We start from the raw sequence: 19,520 nt of genomic DNA on the forward strand, positions 1-19,520 counted from the left end.
TGAATCAGTAAGATGAAAACATAAAAGTCGGAACCTTGGTTTCGGCTTTTTTATAGTTGTATTTACCGCGAGTAAATCTATTGCTCATTTTTGCGCGAATAGATGAATCAACTTGGCGGTCGGTGAGGAACAAAATGATAGCAATATTACGTATTTTCGCAGTGGCGATATTTGCGATTCTTATGTTTGTATTTGGTTGTGGTTACTGCCTATTAAGTCCACGCAACCCGAAACACGTATTTACCTTTGGCCGTTATTTCGGTCGCATGTCGAAGATCTTCGGCATGAAGTTAGAGCTTCGCATCCCAGAAGATGCCTACTCTCGCGGCCAACATGTTTATGTGGCGAACCACCAAAACAGCTGGGATCTATTCACGATTTCATCAGCGGTAACGCCAAAAGTGGTAACTGTTGGTAAGAAAAGCCTAGTGTGGATGCCTCTATTTGGTCAGCTTTACTGGTTGACGGGTAACATCCTAATTGACCGTGCTAACCGTAGCAAAGCGGTAGGTACGATTGATCAGGTCGTGACGAGTCTAAAAGAGAGCGATGTTTCAGTTTGGATGTTCCCTGAAGGCACTCGTTCTCGTGGCCGTGGTCTGCTGCCATTCAAAACAGGTGCATTCCATGCTGCGATTGGTGCTGGCTTGCCTATCATCCCTATCGTGTGTAGCTCAACCGGTGGCGTGAAGCTAAACCGTTGGAACAATGGTCACGTGATTGTTGAAATGCTGCCACCAATCAGCACTGAAGGCTACGACAAGTCTAATGTTCGTGAACTGGCTAACCTAGCTCGTGAGCAGATGGCTGCGAAACTTGAAGAGTTAGACAAAGAAGTGGTTGAGCTTAATAAAAAGTAATTATCTAAGCGAAACGATGAACAATAAAAAAGGTTGCCAACGGGGCAACCTTTTTTGTATCTAATAAACACTCAGCATTACGCTAAGTCGTTTATCCGAAGGTGTTTAATCTAGAGATTAAAAGCTATTTGCGAACCGCAATAGCTTCGATCTCGATACCTACATCTTTTGGTAGACGAGCTACTTCAACACATGAACGTGCAGGGTAGTTTGCAACGCCGTGCTCATCGAAGAATTTGCCGTAAACCTCGTTTACTGTGCCGAAGTCGTTTAGGTCTTTAACGAATACCGTTAGTTTTACGATGTCTTTTACAGTCAGGCCTGAAGCTTCAACAACCGCTTGAACGTTGTCTAGAGATTGGCGAGCTTGCTCTGCGATATCAGCAGATACTTCACCAGTTGCTGGGTTTACTGGGATTTGACCAGAAGTCAGTACCATGTTGCCAAGGTCAACGCCTTGTACGTATGGGCCGATTGCAGCTGGAGCAGATTCTGTGTGAAGTACTTTAGTCATTGGTTTATTCCATCAGTTATTAGATAAAAATCAATTTTCAGTGTGCCTTCAAACTTTGGATAGGTAAAGCGCAAAATACCCCGCACAGGCGAGGTATTTGATAGTTTTTACATTCGGTCTGCTTTGCCGTATGACGTCATCTTTCTGTTACGATCTCGCGAGAGAAGACTTTTTCGCAATACTTACACTTCAATCGAATATCTTCTTTCTTTTCAAAGATCTTAAAGCTACTTTCAACCGGTTCATTGTGAGTAATACAGTTGGTGTTTGGACACTCGAACACATCGTTGATTTGCTCAGGAAGTTCTAGTGGTAGTTTCTTAACCACTTCGTAATCTTCGATTTGATTCACTGTTGCGTGAGGCGCATAAAGTGCCAGCTTGCTCGCCTGTTCTTCTGTGATAAACACATTCTCAATCTTGAGCAGGTCTTTTCCGCCTAGTGCAGAAGACGGTAGATTCAGGCCAATCGTCACGCGCTGATGAGAATTGTGCATGTCGAACAGTTTTAGAACCTTGATCCCGATATTGGCTGGGATATGGTCGATAACAGTACCGTTTCTGATTGCTTCAACTTTTAATTGAGTCTCTTTAGACATTATATCTCTCCTCTACAGCGTTTCGTTAAGAACAAGGGCTAGCAATGCTTCACGGGCGTAAACACCATTCTCTGCTTGCTGGAAGTAGTAAGCGTAAGGTGTTTTATCGACATCGACAGTAATTTCATCAACGCGAGGAAGAGGGTGCAGAACCTTCAGGTTATCGCGTGCATTTTCCAGCATCGAAGCGGTCAGGATGTATGCGGATTTTATGTGCGCGTATTCTGACTCATCGAAGCGCTCTTTTTGAACTCGAGTCATGTACAAGACATCTAGTTCAGGAATCACATCTTCCATGTCCGTCAATAGTTGGTACTTGATGCCCGCTTCATCAAGCTCTTCGCAAATGTAGTCTGGCATCGCTAGTGCTTCTGGAGCCACGAAGTAGAAACAGATGTTGTCGAATTTTGCTAGTGCTTGAGTCAACGAGTGAACCGTACGGCCGTACTTAAGGTCACCAACGAATGCAACGTTTAGGTTGTCGAGGCGGCCTTGTGTCTCAGCTATAGAGAATAGGTCTAATAACGTTTGTGTTGGGTGTTGGTTTGCGCCGTCACCTGCGTTAATAACAGGAACACCGTTTGAGAACTCAGAAGCCAGACGCGCTGCGCCTTCTTGAGGGTGACGCATCACGTAAGCGTCAACGTATGAAGAGATAACCTGTACCGAGTCCGCTAGCGTTTCGCCTTTCTTTGCCAAAGAAGTGTTACCACCACTGTCGAAACCAATCACATCACCACCGATGCGTTGAATCGCAGTTTCAAAAGAGAGACGAGTTCGCGTAGAAGGTTCGAAGAAGCAGCTGGCAACAACTTTGTTCTTGATGAGTTCTGGGTTTGGCTCAGCCTTTAGCTGACCTGCCGTTTGAACAATTAATTCTAGCTCTTCACGAGAAAGCTCTGGAATTGAGATGATGTGCTTTTGATAGAGCGAATTCGCCATGATCTTCTTCCCCACAATAATGTATTGGCCATAAAAAAGCCCCCCATAATGGGAGGCTTTAAAAAAGTGCTGAAAAGCAGAATAGACGGCCTGGTAAGCATCTTAGCTTACGAGCAATATTTGGTGTTTTCACAATATTACTATGTGTTATCACAATATTGGTTGGCGTCATTTTCACTACTCTCAGACAAATTGCCGAGAATTATACGCTTTCAATTTGTGAGCGCAAGCGATTACATCAAGCTTTTGTTTACTTTCATTATTGTCTATTGACCAAGCGTCGCGACCATCACCGCCTTGATGGTGTGCATGCGATTTTCAGCTTCATCAAATACAATCGAGTAGTCAGATTCAAACACTTCGTCAGTCACTTCCAAGCCGTTCATTCCATACTTGTCAGAGACTTGCTGACCAATCACAGTTTCATTGTTGTGGAAAGCGGGTAGGCAGTGCATGAACTTCACTTGAGGGTTACCAGTTAGCTTAATGACATCCATATTCACTTGGTATGGTTTCATTACCGCCACACGTTCGTCCCAAGCTTCAGGGGCTTCGCCCATCGAAACCCAAACATCGGTGTATAGGTAATCACAACCTTTCACGCCTTCAGCAACGTCTTCAGTTAACGTGATTTTTGCGCCAGTGTTTTGCGCAATGGTTTGGCACTCTTCAACAAGCTGCTCTTCTGGCCAAAAGGCTTTTGGCGCGACAAGGCGAATATCCATGCCCATCTTCGCGGCTCCGACTAACAGAGAGTTACCCATGTTATTGCGTGCATCGCCTAGATAAGCAAAGCTGATTTGGTGTAGATGCTTCCCGCGGCCATGCTCAAGCATAGTGAGGAAATCAGCCAAAATCTGAGTAGGGTGGAACTCATCGGTTAAGCCGTTCCAAACCGGCACGCCCGCATAAGCGCCTAAGTCTTCAACGATACTTTGGCCAAAACCACGATATTCGATGCCATCGTACATACGCCCTAATACACGCGCCGTATCTTTCATTGATTCTTTTTGACCAATCTGAGAACCAGAGGGGCCAAGGTAAGAGACTTGAGCACCTTGATCAAAGGCGGCCACTTCAAACGCACATCGTGTTCGAGTTGATGCTTTCTCGAAGATCAAAGCAATGTTTTTGCCGTTGAGTTTCTTCTGTTCCGTACCTGCATACTTAGCTTTTTTTAGGTCAGCAGACAGGTCGAGTAAAAACTGAATCTCTTTAGGAGTAAAGTCGAGAAGTTTTAGAAAGTTACGATTGCGAAGATTAAAGGCCATCTCTCGCTCCTTGCGTATATAGAATCAATGAAGAACTTAGTTAAACATAAAAATGCTATATTTGTGAATATTTATTTTATTAATTTGATAAAAAAGGCCAGTAAATGAATACTGGCCTAGATAAGATTATTGAGTCTGTTTAACTGAGCTCTTTGACTTAGATACCATCTCTTTCGATAGGGCAACTCATACAGCGCGCGCCGCCACGACCACGGCCTAGCTCGTTGCCAGGAATCGTTAGAACTTCGATACCCGCTTTGTCGTATTTCTCATTGGTGTAAACATTACGTTCATAACCAATCACGGTACCTGGTTTCACTGTCAGTACGTTGTTAGCGTCATTCCACTGTTCACGCTCAGCTTCGTAGTTATCACCGCCGGTAGTGATGATCTTCAGTTGATCAAGGCCTAGTGCGCCTTCAATCGCTGACAGGTAGTTTTCAGCTTTCTCGACACGCATTTCGCCGTTTTCTTTTGGCGTTAAGCGCCAAGTGTCGAGGTCTTTACGAACGATCTCTGGATAGACAGAGAACGTGTCGATATCCATGTGTGTCATCACCGTATCAAGGTGCATACAAGAGCGGTGTTTTGGTAGATCGATCGCAATCACTTCGCTCGCTTGGCCTGATCTAAATAGGCTAGCCGCTAGGTTTTCGACACCTTGTGGTTTCGTACGCTCTGAAATACCAACCAGTACCGCACCTTTACCGATAACCAGTACGTCACCGCCTTCAATGTTAGCGTTGTCGTAGTGAAGGTCTTCGTCACCAAAGTACTTAATGAAATCTTGGCCTGCGAACACTGGGTGCCAGCGGTAGATAGCACGCAGGTGGTTCGTTTCACGTTGACGTGCAGGCTTCATCATTGGGTTAAGCGATACACCACCGTAAACCCAGCAAGAAGTATCTCGCGTAAATAGGTGGTTAGGCAGTGGCTCGATAACGAAATCGAGTGGTCGATGCATTTTAGGCAGCATCGATGATGATTTGATAGGAAGCTCAGAGTAGGCCAAGCCACCGAGTAAGATCGTTGCTAGATGCTCATTATCCATTTGAGCAAGGTAGTTTCTTAAGTCACGGGCGAAAGTCGGCCCATAACGGAAATCTGAGATTTGAGTATTCAGCAACCACTCACGAGCCTGAGATACGGCAAGCGTTTCTACTAGCAGGTCATGCAGCAGTAGTACTTCTACGTCTTGGCTGCGCAGCGTTTCTGCAAAGGCATCATGTTCTTCACCAGCGGCTTCAACGGCAAGTACATCATCAAATAGAAGCTCATGACAGTTTGAAGGGGTGAGGTGGGTGAGTGCTCTTTCAGGTCTATTTAGGAGAACTCGTCTCAATTGACCGACTTCGGAGCCAACGTACAGCTTACTCATTTTGCATCCTTACTATTAATCCAGCGTCTATTTATGACAAGCTTGTCCGTAATATGCAAGTTTTGTAGATTGAGTTAATACAAGGTATTTGGGTGATAATTGGTCATAAAACCTGTGATTTTTAAGTTTATACAGATTAAATTCCAACTAACTGGCTATCGAACGGAACAACGTTTTTGAGGATCTATGCTCAATTCGTGGCTTGTTAAAATTGAATTTTGCTTATTAATCGTGATTTTTTATTCACTATTATGCACTTTTTGATAACAAGCTGAGGATTTATGCACCCCAAAAGCGGTTTAGCGTATGCACCTAACGTGACTAATCACGCAAGTTTTATTCAATAAGCCCTAAAGTGGCCACAAAAACGAAATGCTAAAATACGGCGTAGTTAATAAAATGTTGAAAATTTGTTTCTGTGATTTTGATTTCACTTTTGAATTGATATTGGCGCTGCGATCTCGCGATAAACTTACCTTTCTAGGCCTGATCTGGGTGGCTTTTCTGGACGATCCGTGCCATATTTCGTGGCAATCAAATTTGATCTTTTCATAGTCAACACTCTGGAGCAGACACATGTCTCACGAAGATGAATATCTATCAGTAGCGGAATTAATTGAATTTCAAAAGGAAGAGACTCGCGACATCATTACAGCATTAATTGAAGATGGTAGCGATCCTGAAGCTCTATACGATATCGAGCATCACCTATTTGCTGAAGATTTCGATGTGCTTGAGAAAGCGGTTGTTGAAGCATTCAAAATGGGCTTTGAAGTGCTTGAAGCTGAAGAGACAGAAGACGAAGATGGCAATAAGCTACTTTGTTGTGATGCAACGATGCAATGCACTCTGAATGCAGAAGCGATTGATGAGCAAGTTGAGAAGCTTGTAAACCTTGCAGAGAAGTTTGACATTATCTACGACGGCTGGGGCACTTACTACGAAGGTGAAGATGCTATCTACCCAGACGAAGATGATGAAGGCGAAGAGTAATTCTTTCCCAATTTTAAAAAATGCCAGCCTCGAGCTGGCATTTTTTTACCCTCAGAAAAATAAATGTCTTTATATGCATTCATTCATTATAATGCGGTCAAAATTGATCTAGCTCAAGGAATGATATGCGGTTGCTTCTCGATGGTCTTTGGCAAATTTCGCCACTGACGGATCTCTCTATCCCACAAGATGACATCACCTTTCCGGCTCCGTTAAGCTCAAAGCTCCCTGATAGCTTGAGTGAAAGTCAAATTGCAGAGCAAGAGTGGCACCTGATGCACGACATCGAAGTGGATGACGCTATGTTAGCGTGTCCATTTGTTGAGTTAGTGATGGCTGGAGTCGATTATTTTGCTGAAGTTCGACTTAATGGTGTGGCTGTTTTTGATTGTGATGGTAGCCAAGCTGAATACCGTAAAGATATCCGTCCTTATATGCAGTCCGGCCGAAACCGTTTCGAGATCCTTTTCCTTGAAGAAGAGGAGAGCCTATTGCTTGAAGAAGACATGGATGACTCTGTATCTTCACAGGCTATCGCTAAATCTGATTCACGCATCGGGATTTGGCAAGCGCCATACCTGCAGTTCGTTCGAAACGTCAAGCTAGAGCAAGTTGTCACAGAGCAGATCTGGCACCACGGTGGTGGCTGTGAGTTTAAAGTGGATGTTATCTATCAAACGCTAAAGGCGGGGTTAGTATCGGCATCCATCAAGTTTAATGGTATGACTCTCGTGATGCCGATTGATGTACGCGCTGAACATACTGGCGTCGTGTTCCAGGTCGAAGCTCCTATCATTTTTGATATTGAGAATCCTAACCCCAAGTATCTATACCCATTAGAAGTGGTACTTGATGGGCAAGAAGAGAGTTCTTTTGTTGCCTTGAACCCAACTTCTTGCGTCAGTAACTTTCTACGTTAACTCCGTATATTTTAGCGTTATCTTCTTTCGCTATAGCGGCGCATTCTGCTTATAACGACTTGGCCATGACAACCTCACAAGCGTCGTGGCCTGTTTCTCCCCAAGCTGACTCAAGATGCTCAAACCCAAGCTTCTCATAGAGTTTGACCGCAGCACCCAAGCACTTCGTCGTTTCTAAATACATGTGTTGATACCCAAGTTGCTTGGCTTGCTTTAAGCTCAAAGCGACAATTCGCTTGGCTAGGCCATGCCCTCGAGTTTGCGGTAAGAAGTACATCTTTTGTAGCTCACACACATTGGGTTTACCTGCTAGAGGGGCAAAGCCACCGCCTCCGACGATCTTTCCGTTGTGTTCGATAACCCAGTACATTGCATTCGCTTGGCTATAGACAGAGTACATATCATCGAGTGTTGGGTCGGCTACGCCATAACCTTTATCTTCTGTGAGTCCATGCTCAGCCGAAACTTGGCGAATGATTTGTGCGATGCTTGGGTTGTCTTGCGGTGTAATGGGTCTAAGGGTGAACTCAGCAATTTGTTCCATGATCTGCCTATGAAAGGGTCACTAATATGTGACCCAATATATGGTGACTAAGCATGTTGGTGCAAACAGAATTGTTGTTGTGCCATTTGGTCGCCTGATTTACGTAACCAGACTTTCTCGTGGAAGTAGTAAGCAACGGTATTTAAAGTTGGCTCTAGCAAAGCCATCACACCGCCGATAAAAGCATCTCCAGTCAACAAGTAGACAACAGTAAAGGCAACACTAAAGTGGATGGTAGCAAAGCTTGCTGTTTTTAATTTGGTCATCCACTGACGAGCTTTAAGCGCTGGAACTTGAGCCCACGCCTTTTCATGAAAATAGAAGGCAACAGTATTCACAGAGGGCTCAATCATAGCGATTAAGCTACCAATTAAGATGTCGCCTGTTAGTACATAAGCGACACTAAATGCGATAGTAAAATGTAATGCAGCAAAGGTTAGTGTCTTTTTCATGATAATTACTCAATCGTTGTGTTGTTTTGATAGGTCTATTATTGAGAATTATTATCATTAAGTATAATGGGAAGTAGAGATTAATTTGATAGATGAAACCTATCAATCAGTGCGGCTAGAGTGAGAAGCATTGGAATATTGGAATCAGGGACATAAAAAAAGGCTGGTCACCAAGACCAACCTTTCTATTTAGACCGAGAAGTTTGAAGCCTTCTCGTTCACTCGGTTTTAAAGCGCAGCGATTGTCGCTTTTTGCTCTTCAAGCTTAACAAGAGTTTCCTTGTAGCCTTCAAGCTTTTCACGCTCTTTCGCGATAACTGCTTCTGGTGCTTTAGCAACGAAACCTTCGTTACCTAGCTTACCTTCGATACGTTTAATCTCGCCGTGAGTCTTAGCGACTTCTTTATCTAGACGAGCAAGCTCTGCATCTTTGTCGATAAGACCCGCCATTGGGATCATCAACTCAGATTTGCCAACCAGTTTAGTTGCACAAGCAGGAGTCTCTTCACCATCAGCTAGAATTTTAATATCGTCTAGCTTAGCTAGAGAAGTAAGAACGATCTTGTTCGCTTCGATACGAGCGGCATCTTTCTCATCAGCAACCTTGATCATTACTTCTAAGCCTTGGCTTGGTGCAATGTCGTATTCCGCACGTAGGTTACGGATAGCAGTGATGAAAGTCTTAACCCATTCGATGTCGTCAACGATCTCAGCATTGAAGTTAGCTTCATTAAACTGAGGAAGCGCTTGAGTCATGATTGTCTCGCCTTCAACGCCGTCTACTAGCGGCTTAACGCTCTGCCAGATAGATTCAGTGATGTAAGGAAGAACAGGGTGAGCAAGACGCAGAGTCTTCTCAAGAACCGTGATAAGCGTGTAACGAGTCGCTTGTTGTTGAGCTTCAGTACCTTTCCAAAGAACAGGTTTAGTTAGCTCTAAGTACCAGTCACAGAATTGGTTCCAGATGAATTCGTAAAGCGTGTTTGCTGCCATGTCTAGACGGTAGTTGTCTAGGTGAGCATTAAACTCTTTCGCTGCAACTTCAAACTGAGACTCAATCCACTTATCGGCTAGAGAGAATTCCATGTTTGCACGGTCTTCTACAGACAGTGACATGCCACAGTCGTGCTCTTCTGTGTTCATCAGTACGTAACGGCTTGCGTTCCATAGCTTGTTACAGAAGTTACGGTAACCTTCAAGACGCTTCATGTCCCAGTTGATGTCACGGCCAGTTGAAGCCATAGCAGCAAGAGTGAAACGCAGTGCGTCAGTACCGTAGGGTTCGATACCGTTTTCGAATGTTTTACGTGTGTTCTTTTCGATCTTAGCAGCCAGTTTAGGTTGCATCATGTTGCCACAACGCTTCTCTACTAGCTCTTCAAGGCCGATGCCGTCAATCATGTCGATTGGGTCAAGTACGTTACCTTTCGACTTAGACATCTTATCGCCGTTTTCATCACGGATAAGACCTGTCATGTAAACAGTTTTGAAAGGTACTTGAGCCTTGCCATCTTCGTCTTTCACGAAGTGCATGGTCATCATGATCATACGAGCAACCCAGAAGAAGATAATATCAAAACCAGATACTAGTACTTCAGATGGGTGGAATGTTTTCAGTGCTTCAGTATCTTCAGGCCAGCCTTGTGTGCCGAACGTCCAAAGTGCAGAAGAGAACCAAGTATCCAGTACGTCGTCGTCTTGCTTAAGCACAACAACAGGCGCTAGGTTGTTCTTTTCACGAACTTCTTCTTCAGTGCGACCTACGTAAACTTTACCATCGTTGTCGTACCATGCTGGGATACGGTGGCCCCACCAAAGTTGACGAGAGATACACCAGTCTTGCACGTCACGCATCCACGCGAAGTACATGTTTTCGTACTGCTTAGGTACGAATTGGATTTGACCATCTTCAACCGCTTTAACTGCAGGTTCTGCAAGAGGTGCTGTGCGCACGTACCATTGGTCAGTCAGCATTGGTTCGATAACCACGCCACCACGGTCGCCGTAAGGGACAGTCAGGTCGTGATCTTTGATCTCTTCAAGAAGACCAAGCTCATCGAATTCAGCAACGATAGCTTTACGTGCAGCAAAACGCTCCATACCTTGGTACTTAGCAGGGATACCTGTTGAGTAAACATCGCTTTCTTCGCCGTTAGTCGTGAAGACTTCAGCAGCATCACGGATATCAGCATTGAACGTTAGGATGTTGATCATCGGTAGGTTGTTGCGCTTACCCACTTCGTAATCGTTAAAGTCATGAGCTGGAGTGATCTTCACACAACCCGTGCCTTTTTCCATGTCTGCGTGCTCATCGCCTACGATAGGGATAAGACGGTTTACAACAGGAAGTAGGATTTCTTTGCCGATAAGATCTTTGTAACGAGGATCTTCTGGGTTAACAGCAACACCAGTATCGCCAAGCATGGTTTCAGGACGAGTCGTCGCAACAACGATGTAGTCTTTACCATCTGCCGTTTTAACACCGTTCGCTAGCGGGTAGCGGAAGTGCCACATGAAACCTTTTTTGTCTTTGTTTTCAACTTCAAGATCCGAGATTGCCGTGTGCAGTTTAGGATCCCAGTTTACTAGACGTTTACCACGGTAGATTAGGTCTTCTTCGTATAGACGAACAAACACTTCTTGAGTCGCAGCCGATAGGCCGTCATCCATAGTGAATCGTTCACGATCCCAATCTACAGATGCACCAAGGCGACGAAGCTGTTGAGTGATAGTACCACCTGACTCGCCTTTCCATTCCCAGATCTTGTCGATGAAAGCTTCACGGCCGTAGTCGTGTTTTGTTTTGCCTTCTTCAGCAGCAATCTTACGCTCTACAACCATCTGAGTTGCGATACCAGCGTGGTCAGTACCCACTTGCCAAAGGGTATTTTTGCCTTTCATACGTTGAGCTCGGATAAGCGTATCCATGATCGTATCTTGGAACGCGTGACCCATGTGTAGGCTGCCAGTGACGTTCGGTGGCGGGATCATGATGCTGTAAGCTTCTTTTGATGTGTCACCGTGTGGCTTAAAGTAGCCTTTCTCTTCCCAAGTCTTATACAGAGCTTGTTCGATTGATGTTGGGTTGTATGTCTTTTCCATAGTGCTCTTAAACGGATACTGTGAATGGTTAATCGTGGTCAAACTTCATAAGTGAAGCTTCTTGAATCTAAATCCAAAGATAGCTTTAACTATGAGGTTTGACTATGGATGTTGAATCTCGATAGTTTGTAGCTGATATCCAGCTTGACGGTAAATTTTATACCTTTCTCGAGCGAGTTGCTTAGCTTTTTCTTCGCAAGGGACGAAGTCTATCACCTGAGCAAAGGCGTTCGCAAAGGTTGTATGATTATCGGCCAGATTAATTACCAGCTGACGATTCCAATTGTGTTTTACACCTTGGTAGCCGATTTCAATGTTGGTTGAATATTTCGGCCCTTCGCCAACTAAGTTGTGCGCAATAAATTCGCTGGGTTCAACTTGCCAGAAAATCTCTGCGATACGCTCGGCATGTTCTTTGTCATTACAGTTGAGGTAAAGTTTAGCGCCTTGTTTCGCAAAGTGCTGAGCAAGAAACAGCACATAGTGAGCAAAACCTTCTTCACTGGCTTGCGGGCTGTCTGATGACACTATGTAAAACGTAGCTGTCTGCATGCTTAATACTCGAACTGGAAATCGTGGCTATTCATCTTACTGGGTCAATCGACTCTAACAAATAGCGCTTATTAAAAAAGGGCCCGTAGGCCCTTTTCATTATTTTGAAGATTGCTCTTCAGTCTCTTGGCCGCTGCGGTTCAATAAGAATTGGACTAGCATTGAGACAGGACGACCTGTCGAGCCTTTCGCTGCGCCTGACTTCCAAGCTGTACCAGCACTGTCGATGTGTGCCCAGTGGTACTTCTTAGTGAATTTAGACAGGAAACAACCAGCAGTGATTGTGCCGCCAGGACGGCCACCGATGTTCGCCATATCAGCGAATGGGCTGTTTAGCTGCTCATGGTACTCGTCTGCCATTGGTAGACGCCATGCACGGTCACTTGCTTGCTCTGAAGCATTAACAAGTTCGTGAGAAAGTGGGTTGTGGTTCGATAGAACGCCACTGATGTGGTGACCTAGAGCGATAACACATGCGCCAGTTAGCGTAGCAACATCGACAACACAGTCAGGTTCAAAACGCTCAACGTAAGTTAGAGCATCACATAGAACCAAGCGACCTTCAGCATCAGTGTTGAGTACTTCAACCGTTTGGCCTGACATTGTCGTTAGGATATCACCTGGACGGTAAGCATTGCTGCCCGGCATGTTTTCACAACCGGCTAGGATACCAACCACGTTAATAGGCAGGTTCAGCTTAGCCAGTGCTTTCATTGTACCGAATACAGACGCCGCACCACACATGTCGTACTTCATCTCATCCATGCCTTCACCAGGCTTAAGCGAGATACCGCCTGAATCGAAAGTCAGACCTTTACCTACTAATACAATCGGCTTCGCATCTGGATCCGGAGCGCCTTTGTATTCCATGATAGACATCATCGATTCATTTTTAGAGCCACGGCCAACTGCTAGGTATGATGTCATACCCAGTTTTTCCATCTCTTCTTCGCCAATGATCTTAGTCTTCACTGTCTCGTAATCGTCGGCTAAACGACGAGCTTGAGAAGCAAGGTAAGCAGGGTTTGCGATGTTTGGTGGCATGTTGCCTAGATCTTTAGACGCTTTTACACCTGAAGCAATAGCAAGGCCGTGAGAGATTGCTTTCTCACCCAGGCTCAATTCGCGACGTGTTGGTACATTGAATACCAATTTACGTAGTGGGCGACGAGTCTCTGGCTTGTTGCTCTTGAATTGGTCAAATGTGTAAAGACCATCTTTAGTCGCTTCTACCGCTTGGCGAACTTTCCAATAAGTGTCGCGACCTTTAACGTGAAGTTCTGTAAGGAAACATACAGCTTCCATAGAACCTGTTTCGTTTAGTGTACTGATGGTTTTTTGGATAATTTCTTTGTATTGACGCTCGCCTAGCTCACGTTCTTTACCACAGCCTACCAGTAGAACACGTTCTGAAAGTACACCAGGTACTTGATGCAGTAGTAGCATCTGGCCAGGTTTACCCTCTAGATCACCGCGACGAAGCAGTGAACTAATGTAGCCATCGCTAATCTTATCTAATTGCTCGGCTACTGGAGAAAGGCGGCGCGGTTCGAATACACCGACAACGATACATGCGCTGCGCTGTTTCTCTGGGCTACCACTTTTTACACTGAACTCCATGCGTACTCCTACATCCTGAAGACAAATCGAACTAAATGTTAGATAATGGGTTCTTACTTGTTGGATCCTATAATGGAACTAACCTTAAAGAAGAACGCTAACACTTAGCTAAAAATTTAAAAAAATAAAAGGTTCAACGGGAAATTATAGTGATTCAATCAAAAAAACAAGTTTTGTATAGGTAATTTGAGCGTGATTATTGTTAGATATTTGATCCGCGAGACAATCAAGAGCCAATTTGCGATCTTTTTTGTTCTCTTTCTCGTGTTTCTCAGCCAAAAATTCATCAGTGTTTTAGCGGATGCCTCTGATGGTGATATCCCTGCGAGTCTTATATTGTCGATTGTTGGCTTAAATATGCCAGCGATGGGCCTATTGATGCTTCCACTCAGTATCTATATTGGTATTTTGCTTACTTTTGGCCGCCTTTACGCTGAAAGTGAAATAGTGGTCATGAACGCCACCGGTATCGGTAATAAATTCCTGATCCAATCTGCGCTTTACCTCGCTTTAATTACGGCATCTGTTGCAGCCTTTAACTCATTTTGGTTATCTCCTTGGTCACAAGACAAAGTTGAACAAATGTATGAAGAAGTAGCTGCAGAGAACAGCGTTGATTTGCTACCAAAAGGTAAGTTTGAAGGTACGCCGGATGGCTCTTCTGTCGTGTTTATTGATGATATCGACGGTAATAAGTTAGAAAACGTGTTCGTAGCTCAAATGCGTCCGCGTGATTCTGTACTGCCAAGTGTGATGTTCTCGAAGTCAGGTGATGTAAAAGAGCTCAGTGATGGTCGCCAAGTGATCGTAATGTACGATGGTACTCGTCATGAAGGCATTCCAACTCGCCTCGACTACAGGGTGACGCACTTTGAAGAATACGAAGGCCTGATTGGTCAGCGTGAAGTTGAGAAGAAAGGTCGAGACTGGGAAGCGATCCCTACGCTTGAACTGATTGGTAACTCAAATAATAGTGCGAAAGCAGAGTTGCAGTGGCGTATTTCTTTGGTACTTTGTATTCCATTGTTGACCATGCTTGTCGTGCCACTGTCTGCGGTAAACCCTCGACAAGGTCGTTTTGCGAAAATCGGCCCAGCAATACTGATTTATCTCACCTATTTCTTAGCAATCAGTGCAACCAAGTCTTCAATCGAAGAGGGGAGCATTCCTGCGGTAATCGGCATGTGGCCAATCAATGCGTTATTGTTATTTGTCGCGATTGGTGCCAACTTTATGGATAGCGTGCCAGTAAGGCGTTTGAAAGAAAAATTCAAGAATAAGAGGTTGGCTTAAGCCGTGTTTAAGATTCTCGATTTATATATAGGCAGAACCATCATCGCAACGACGTCACTGGTATTGGTGACGTTTGTTGGTCTCTCTGGGATCATCAAATATGTAGAACAGCTAAGAAAAGTTGGCCGTGGTACATACGATCTATTACAAGCGCTGTATTTCGTTTTATTGAGTATCCCTCGTGATATCGAAATGTTCTTTCCAATGGCTGCATTGCTTGGCGCATTGATAGGGCTTGGTATGCTTGCTGCAAGTTCTGAGCTTGTCGTTATGCAGGCAGCTGGTTTCTCTAAGTTAGATATCGGCCTATCAGTACTTAAAACAGCTATTCCACTGATGATCGTGGTGACATTGCTTGGTCAATGGGGAGCACCGCAAGCGCAGAAAATGGCTCGTGATTTAAGAACTATCTCGATTGCTGGTGGTAATATTATTTCGACGCAAAGTGGTGTCTGGGCTCGTGATGCCAATGACTTCATCTTCATTGTCAAAATCGATGACCAGAAGCTATATGGAATGAACATGTGGCGCTTTGATGAAAACAAGGCACTTAAAACCGCTATTTATTCTGACGAAGTTGATTACGTTGGAGACAACGTGTGGACGATGAAGGATGTAGAGATCACGTCTTTTGAAAACGAACTTCAAATTACTAAAGAAAGTTTACCGACTTACTCTTGGGAAACGTCATTAGCTCCAGATAAGTTGGCGATAGTAACGGTTAAACCAGAAGAGCTATCGTTAAGTGGGTTGTATGATTATGTTTCTTATCTGAAGGCGTCAGAGCAAGATGCATCACGCTATGAATTGGCGCTGTGGAGAAAGATAACCCAGCCAATTTCGATCGCGGTTATGATGTTGATGGCACTGTCGTTTATCTTTGGTCCTTTGCGTAGTGTGACCATGGGTGCGAGGATTTTGTCAGGTGTTATTGCTGGCTTTACCTTCTATATATCCAGTGAGTTCTTTGGCCCAGTGAGTTTGGTTTATCAAATACCACCCGCCTTTGGCGCAATAGCCCCGAGCGTGGTGTTCCTTGGAATTGCCATCATGCTCTTGAGGCGGAAACTGTAAATAGTAAAAAGGAAGGCATAACGCCTTCCTTTTTTGATCTTGATTGGAGCTAACTTAAATCACATTATCGTGCTTGTGGTAACACAACGACTTCGGTCTTTGCCCAGATATCGTGAAAGCCACGTTTTTCAGGATCGAATGGAACACATAGGTTTGCCAGTCCAAAACCTGAAGTACCTAAACGAATCAGCGCCTGAGTTACTGTGATCGCTGAGCCATCTTTGTTTTGAACGCGCAGCTTCCAAGCTCTCATGCCGAGAGTTTGACCAGCTCTAGTCCAGAAGAACACGAAGAAATATACCCAAACGGCGACTAAGTAAAAGGTATATGCAGGGCTCCAAATCGGATGGTTGGTTAAGAAGTCACTAACATCGGCATAACCGCTGTGGTTAAAAATGCCGAGAGCCATGAGCGCGTGCAGTAGAGCGACAATGACGCCAGCCGCCAACATTTCAATAGCGATTACGATCAGAGCGTCGTAGAACAAGGCACCAAATCGGCGCATGACTCCTGCTGGTGGCAGAGTGTTTGTTGATGTCATGTGTTATTACTTCTTTAAAAATTGAGGCGTCAGAATATAGTTTAAGGCTTAGCCTGAAAAGAGACATGACGCACAGCTTATGACTTAGTGGCGAAATTATCGGCAAACACACATGAATTCAAGTTTTTATACTTGCCACATCAGTTCGCATACGTATAATGCCAAACATCGAAAGGGCAATGCCCCAAGATAATGCCGGTATGGTGAAATTGGTATACACGACGGATTCAAAATCCGTTGCCTTCGGGCGTGGCGGTTCAAGTCCGCCTACCGGTACCATATTTAAATGACAAAGCCTCGACGAAAGTCGGGGCTTTGTTGTATCTGGGATATAGGAAGCGTTGCCTTCGCGGTGGCGGCAGGAATGCCTGTCCAATCAGTCCGCCTACCGGTACCAAACATAGAAAGGTCGCTTTGGGCGTTTGTGAATTTTAAATCCAGCGTGTCGGCTTGGATGCAAGCCCAGTCAAGTCACCTACCGGCACCATATTTAAATGACAAAGCCTAGATGAAAATCGGGGCTTTGTTGTGGGGTATAGGAAGCATTGCCTTCACGGTGGCGGCAAGAATGCCTGTCCAATCAGTCCGCCTATCGGTACCAAACATAGAAAGGTCGCTTTTATAGCGACCTTTCTATGTTTTGGACGTATGTGAATTTGAAATCCGGCGTGTCGTTGCAGTTGCTCTTCAATCAGACAGATCTTGATGTTTCACTCATAAATCTCATAATTTCCCTTCGCTATTCGATCTGATAATGAATTAATTATCTTAAATCATGATGTTACCTGTCATTCTCTTTTCTATTGTCTATGTTTAAAGGACTAACAGAGGAGATAGATATGCTGACAGTAACCCCTTACTTGTTTTTTGATGGTCGTTGTAATGAAGCGTTGGATTTTTATCACAAGTGCTTTGGTGGTGTGGTTTTATCTAAGCAGCTTTTTAGTGATGCACCACAGGTAATCGAGGGCGCTCAACCTGATTGGGTTATGCATGCTGAGTTCGAAGCGTTTGGTATGAAGCTGATGATGTCTGATGGTGTTAAGGCAAAAGAACTTGAAGGCAACAATCTCGCTCTCTCTCTTGTGACTGAAGATACCGCGACTCAAGAACAAATCTTTGAAAAGCTCAAGAAGGGAGGGCGGATAATGACTCCACTCGCAGATACTTTTTGGGGGGCTCGATTTGGCAAAGTAGAAGATAAATTCGGTATACGCTGGATGGTGCACTGTGACTCTTTAAGTTGAGCCTGTGAAATTGGATAGTGAAATTGCTGCTTGGTTTTATTAGAATTATAAATAGAGATTAATCATCAATATTATATATAAAAATGGGCAGCATAAAGATTACCGTAGATCGCATTCAGCCCGGTCTGCATATACGACTCCCCGTAAAATGGAATGAACACCCATTTTTATTCAACAGCTTTAAAATCAAAGATGACGCTCAAGTAAAAGTAATTCGACATCTTGGGATTAAGCACGTCTATATAAACCTGAGTCAAAGTGATACCTCACCTTTACCTGTTAATCACGTAGGTGAACAAGAAGTCGATATTGATTCACAGGTAAGCCTTGAAACGGAAAGAATGTGGAAAGATAAGCATGAGCGTATCGAAACCCTTAGCTCTTACCGCCGCAGGGTGAGTCATTGTGAGAGAGAGTTTGAACGCTCGCTTGCTCGAATGCGATCTGTGATGACCAAGATCCGTAACAGACCTTTAGATGCGGTGGGGGAGGTTAAGGCTCTTGTTGATGATATCGTTGAGACCCTAGTGAGCGATGATAACGTCACCTTGCATCTTATGAATGCTAAAGCGGATTTCGAAGACCTCTACTTTCATACACTGAACGTTTCGGTTGTTGCACTGATGATAGGAAAGGCCAAAGGCTATAACACACAGCAATTGAAAGACCTCTCATTCGCAGCGTTGTTTCACGATGTAGGCAAGATCAAAATACCAGTCGCGATACTAAGAAAGCAGAGTGCACTAACGGTGCCAGAAGAGAACTACCTGAAGCTTCATACTAAATACGGTGCGGATATTGTATCGGCAATTGATGACTTTCCTGAAAGTGCTAAAAAGGTGATCGCTCAACATCATGAGATGAATGATGGTTCTGGCTACCCCGAGGGCTTAAAAGAACATGAGATTGATGAATTTGCCAAGATAGTCGCCGTGGCTAATGCATTTGATAACCTTTGCCATGGTAAAACGCAATCTCAACAAATGATCCCGTATTTGGCACTGTCCCACCTATATAAGAGCTGCAAGCATCTATATAGCCAAGATAACTTGGGGTTGTTAGTTAAGTTCATGGGAGTCTATCCACCAGGAACTGTAGTACAGCTTTCAAATGACTCGATTGGGATTGTGATATCCGTTAACGCTAAACATATGCTTTATCCAAATGTACTTATCTATGATCCTAGCGTGCCAAGAACCCAAGCTCCGATCATTGACCTCTTTATTAAAGAGATCAAAATCGTTAATGCCGTTCATCCAAGCAAATTACCTGAACAAGTTCGAGAGTATCTAAACCCTAGGGCTCGTTTATCTTACTTTTTTGATAGTGGAGAGTAGTTATCCACAGGTCGTTGTGGGTAATTTGTTCGAAACTTGGGGTGAAAGTGGTATAAATAAGCCCTTGGTTGAAATGTCTTCGCTTAACCTCTTTTTTTAATAAAAAACGCATTTATTGCTTGCCAATATGAGCGGCATCTCTATAATGCCGCCTCACTGACACGGCAGACGCCACAAGGCTTCAGCGAGAAATGTTAGTAAGGCAACTAGCTTTAAGCGATGATTCGCTTCTACTTTTAGAAAGTAGGAATTAATTCCAAATAAGTGTTTGACACTGAGAAT

General features: G+C 44.2%; 18 protein-coding genes and 1 tRNA gene. 8 read left to right on the forward strand and 11 right to left on the reverse strand.

Annotation, left to right across the window (positions count from 1 at the left end; genetic code table 11):
• Positions 1 to 134: 134 nt before the first annotated feature.
• Entirely contained in the window at positions 135 to 860 is a 726-nt protein-coding gene (locus AB4558_RS11495; protein WP_017058926.1) for a 1-acylglycerol-3-phosphate O-acyltransferase, read from the forward strand.
• 124 nt (positions 861 to 984) lie between these two features.
• On the opposite strand, the gene AB4558_RS11500 is transcribed toward AB4558_RS11495, so the two are convergent.
• The 5 genes from AB4558_RS11500 to arcA form a co-directional block, all read right to left on the reverse strand.
• A complete protein-coding gene (locus tag AB4558_RS11500) occupies positions 985 to 1,374 on the reverse strand; it encodes a RidA family protein (RefSeq protein WP_004735319.1) in 390 nt (129 codons plus the stop codon).
• Between the two features lie 136 nt (positions 1,375 to 1,510).
• Positions 1,511 to 1,972, reverse strand: a complete 462-nt coding sequence (gene pyrI / locus AB4558_RS11505; protein ID WP_017058927.1) for an aspartate carbamoyltransferase regulatory subunit — start codon at positions 1,970 to 1,972, stop codon at positions 1,511 to 1,513.
• A gap of 12 nt (positions 1,973 to 1,984) precedes the next feature.
• Positions 1,985 to 2,914 carry an aspartate carbamoyltransferase gene (pyrB, locus tag AB4558_RS11510; protein ID WP_012604860.1) on the reverse strand — a complete coding sequence of 310 codons (930 nt, stop codon included), beginning with the start codon at positions 2,912 to 2,914 and terminating at the stop codon, positions 1,985 to 1,987.
• A gap of 266 nt (positions 2,915 to 3,180) precedes the next feature.
• Entirely contained in the window at positions 3,181 to 4,185 is a 1,005-nt protein-coding gene (locus tag AB4558_RS11515) for an ornithine carbamoyltransferase (protein ID WP_017063738.1), read from the reverse strand.
• A 157-nt stretch (positions 4,186 to 4,342) separates the two neighbouring features.
• The gene (arcA, locus tag AB4558_RS11520) at positions 4,343 to 5,563 is read right to left on the reverse strand and encodes an arginine deiminase (RefSeq protein WP_017063739.1); all 1,221 of its coding nucleotides are present in this window, start codon (positions 5,561 to 5,563) and stop codon (positions 4,343 to 4,345) included.
• Positions 5,564 to 6,139: 576 nt separating this feature from the next.
• On the opposite strand from arcA, the gene rraB reads away from it, so the two are divergent.
• A complete protein-coding gene (gene rraB / locus AB4558_RS11525; protein WP_017058930.1) occupies positions 6,140 to 6,556 on the forward strand; it encodes a ribonuclease E inhibitor RraB in 417 nt (138 codons plus the stop codon).
• A gap of 125 nt (positions 6,557 to 6,681) precedes the next feature.
• Complete coding sequence (locus AB4558_RS11530; protein ID WP_017058931.1) at positions 6,682 to 7,476, forward strand: glycosyl hydrolase 2 galactose-binding domain-containing protein; 795 nt, start codon at positions 6,682 to 6,684, stop codon at positions 7,474 to 7,476.
• A gap of 49 nt (positions 7,477 to 7,525) precedes the next feature.
• Here AB4558_RS11530 and AB4558_RS11535 read toward each other — a convergent pair whose 3' ends face one another.
• From AB4558_RS11535 to pepA, 5 genes are all read right to left on the reverse strand, one after another.
• Complete coding sequence (locus AB4558_RS11535) at positions 7,526 to 8,020, reverse strand: GNAT family N-acetyltransferase (RefSeq protein WP_017066666.1); 495 nt, start codon at positions 8,018 to 8,020, stop codon at positions 7,526 to 7,528.
• 47 nt (positions 8,021 to 8,067) lie between these two features.
• Complete coding sequence (locus AB4558_RS11540) at positions 8,068 to 8,472, reverse strand: DUF2061 domain-containing protein (protein WP_017058933.1); 405 nt, start codon at positions 8,470 to 8,472, stop codon at positions 8,068 to 8,070.
• 228 nt (positions 8,473 to 8,700) lie between these two features.
• On the reverse strand, positions 8,701 to 11,574 hold the full coding sequence (locus tag AB4558_RS11545) for a valine--tRNA ligase (RefSeq protein ID WP_372074980.1): 2,874 nt from the start codon (positions 11,572 to 11,574) through the stop codon (positions 8,701 to 8,703).
• Between the two features lie 102 nt (positions 11,575 to 11,676).
• Positions 11,677 to 12,126 (reverse strand): DNA polymerase III subunit chi, encoded by a 450-nt coding sequence (locus AB4558_RS11550; protein ID WP_017055302.1) that lies wholly within the window; start codon positions 12,124 to 12,126, stop codon positions 11,677 to 11,679.
• A 99-nt stretch (positions 12,127 to 12,225) separates the two neighbouring features.
• A complete protein-coding gene (pepA, locus tag AB4558_RS11555) occupies positions 12,226 to 13,746 on the reverse strand; it encodes a leucyl aminopeptidase (protein WP_017058936.1) in 1,521 nt (506 codons plus the stop codon).
• Between the two features lie 192 nt (positions 13,747 to 13,938).
• Here pepA and lptF point away from each other — a divergent pair, with 192 nt between their 5' ends.
• On the forward strand, positions 13,939 to 15,039 hold the full coding sequence (gene lptF, locus AB4558_RS11560) for an LPS export ABC transporter permease LptF (RefSeq protein WP_017058937.1): 1,101 nt from the start codon (positions 13,939 to 13,941) through the stop codon (positions 15,037 to 15,039).
• Between the two features lie 3 nt (positions 15,040 to 15,042).
• Complete coding sequence (gene lptG, locus AB4558_RS11565; protein ID WP_017058938.1) at positions 15,043 to 16,113, forward strand: LPS export ABC transporter permease LptG; 1,071 nt, start codon at positions 15,043 to 15,045, stop codon at positions 16,111 to 16,113.
• Positions 16,114 to 16,177: 64 nt separating this feature from the next.
• Here lptG and AB4558_RS11570 read toward each other — a convergent pair whose 3' ends face one another.
• Complete coding sequence (locus AB4558_RS11570) at positions 16,178 to 16,654, reverse strand: RDD family protein (RefSeq protein ID WP_017058939.1); 477 nt, start codon at positions 16,652 to 16,654, stop codon at positions 16,178 to 16,180.
• 194 nt (positions 16,655 to 16,848) lie between these two features.
• On the opposite strand from AB4558_RS11570, the gene AB4558_RS11575 reads away from it, so the two are divergent.
• From AB4558_RS11575 to AB4558_RS11585, 3 genes are all read left to right on the forward strand, one after another.
• A tRNA-Leu gene (locus AB4558_RS11575) sits at positions 16,849 to 16,933 on the forward strand.
• 560 nt (positions 16,934 to 17,493) lie between these two features.
• A complete protein-coding gene (locus AB4558_RS11580) occupies positions 17,494 to 17,901 on the forward strand; it encodes a VOC family protein (RefSeq protein ID WP_017055297.1) in 408 nt (135 codons plus the stop codon).
• Between the two features lie 83 nt (positions 17,902 to 17,984).
• On the forward strand, positions 17,985 to 19,238 hold the full coding sequence (locus tag AB4558_RS11585; protein ID WP_372074981.1) for an HD-GYP domain-containing protein: 1,254 nt from the start codon (positions 17,985 to 17,987) through the stop codon (positions 19,236 to 19,238).
• The last annotated feature ends 282 nt before the right edge of the window (positions 19,239 to 19,520 follow it).

The sequence above is a fragment of the Vibrio sp. 10N.222.51.C5 genome (genome assembly GCF_041474575.1).
Lineage (GTDB): Bacteria > Pseudomonadota > Gammaproteobacteria > Enterobacterales > Vibrionaceae > Vibrio > Vibrio crassostreae_C.

Excerpts from the sequence above, each read along its gene's own strand:
- AB4558_RS11550 (WP_017055302.1), bottom strand. The coding sequence starts at position 12,126 with ATGCAGACAGCTACGTTTTACATAGTGTCATCAGACAGCCCGCAAGCC.
- AB4558_RS11500 (WP_004735319.1), bottom strand. The coding sequence starts at position 1,374 with ATGACTAAAGTACTTCACACAGAATCTGCTCCAGCTGCAATCGGCCCA.
- AB4558_RS11540 (WP_017058933.1), bottom strand. The coding sequence starts at position 8,472 with ATGAAAAAGACACTAACCTTTGCTGCATTACATTTTACTATCGCATTT.
- pepA (WP_017058936.1), bottom strand. The coding sequence starts at position 13,746 with ATGGAGTTCAGTGTAAAAAGTGGTAGCCCAGAGAAACAGCGCAGCGCA.
- AB4558_RS11515 (WP_017063738.1), bottom strand. The coding sequence starts at position 4,185 with ATGGCCTTTAATCTTCGCAATCGTAACTTTCTAAAACTTCTCGACTTT.
- AB4558_RS11585 (WP_372074981.1), top strand. The coding sequence starts at position 17,985 with ATGGGCAGCATAAAGATTACCGTAGATCGCATTCAGCCCGGTCTGCAT.
- arcA (WP_017063739.1), bottom strand. The coding sequence starts at position 5,563 with ATGAGTAAGCTGTACGTTGGCTCCGAAGTCGGTCAATTGAGACGAGTT.
- AB4558_RS11530 (WP_017058931.1), top strand. The coding sequence starts at position 6,682 with ATGCGGTTGCTTCTCGATGGTCTTTGGCAAATTTCGCCACTGACGGAT.
- pyrB (WP_012604860.1), bottom strand. The coding sequence starts at position 2,914 with ATGGCGAATTCGCTCTATCAAAAGCACATCATCTCAATTCCAGAGCTT.
- pyrI (WP_017058927.1), bottom strand. The coding sequence starts at position 1,972 with ATGTCTAAAGAGACTCAATTAAAAGTTGAAGCAATCAGAAACGGTACT.
- rraB (WP_017058930.1), top strand. The coding sequence starts at position 6,140 with ATGTCTCACGAAGATGAATATCTATCAGTAGCGGAATTAATTGAATTT.
- AB4558_RS11535 (WP_017066666.1), bottom strand. The coding sequence starts at position 8,020 with ATGGAACAAATTGCTGAGTTCACCCTTAGACCCATTACACCGCAAGAC.
- AB4558_RS11495 (WP_017058926.1), top strand. The coding sequence starts at position 135 with ATGATAGCAATATTACGTATTTTCGCAGTGGCGATATTTGCGATTCTT.
- AB4558_RS11545 (WP_372074980.1), bottom strand. The coding sequence starts at position 11,574 with ATGGAAAAGACATACAACCCAACATCAATCGAACAAGCTCTGTATAAG.
- AB4558_RS11570 (WP_017058939.1), bottom strand. The coding sequence starts at position 16,654 with ATGACATCAACAAACACTCTGCCACCAGCAGGAGTCATGCGCCGATTT.
- AB4558_RS11580 (WP_017055297.1), top strand. The coding sequence starts at position 17,494 with ATGCTGACAGTAACCCCTTACTTGTTTTTTGATGGTCGTTGTAATGAA.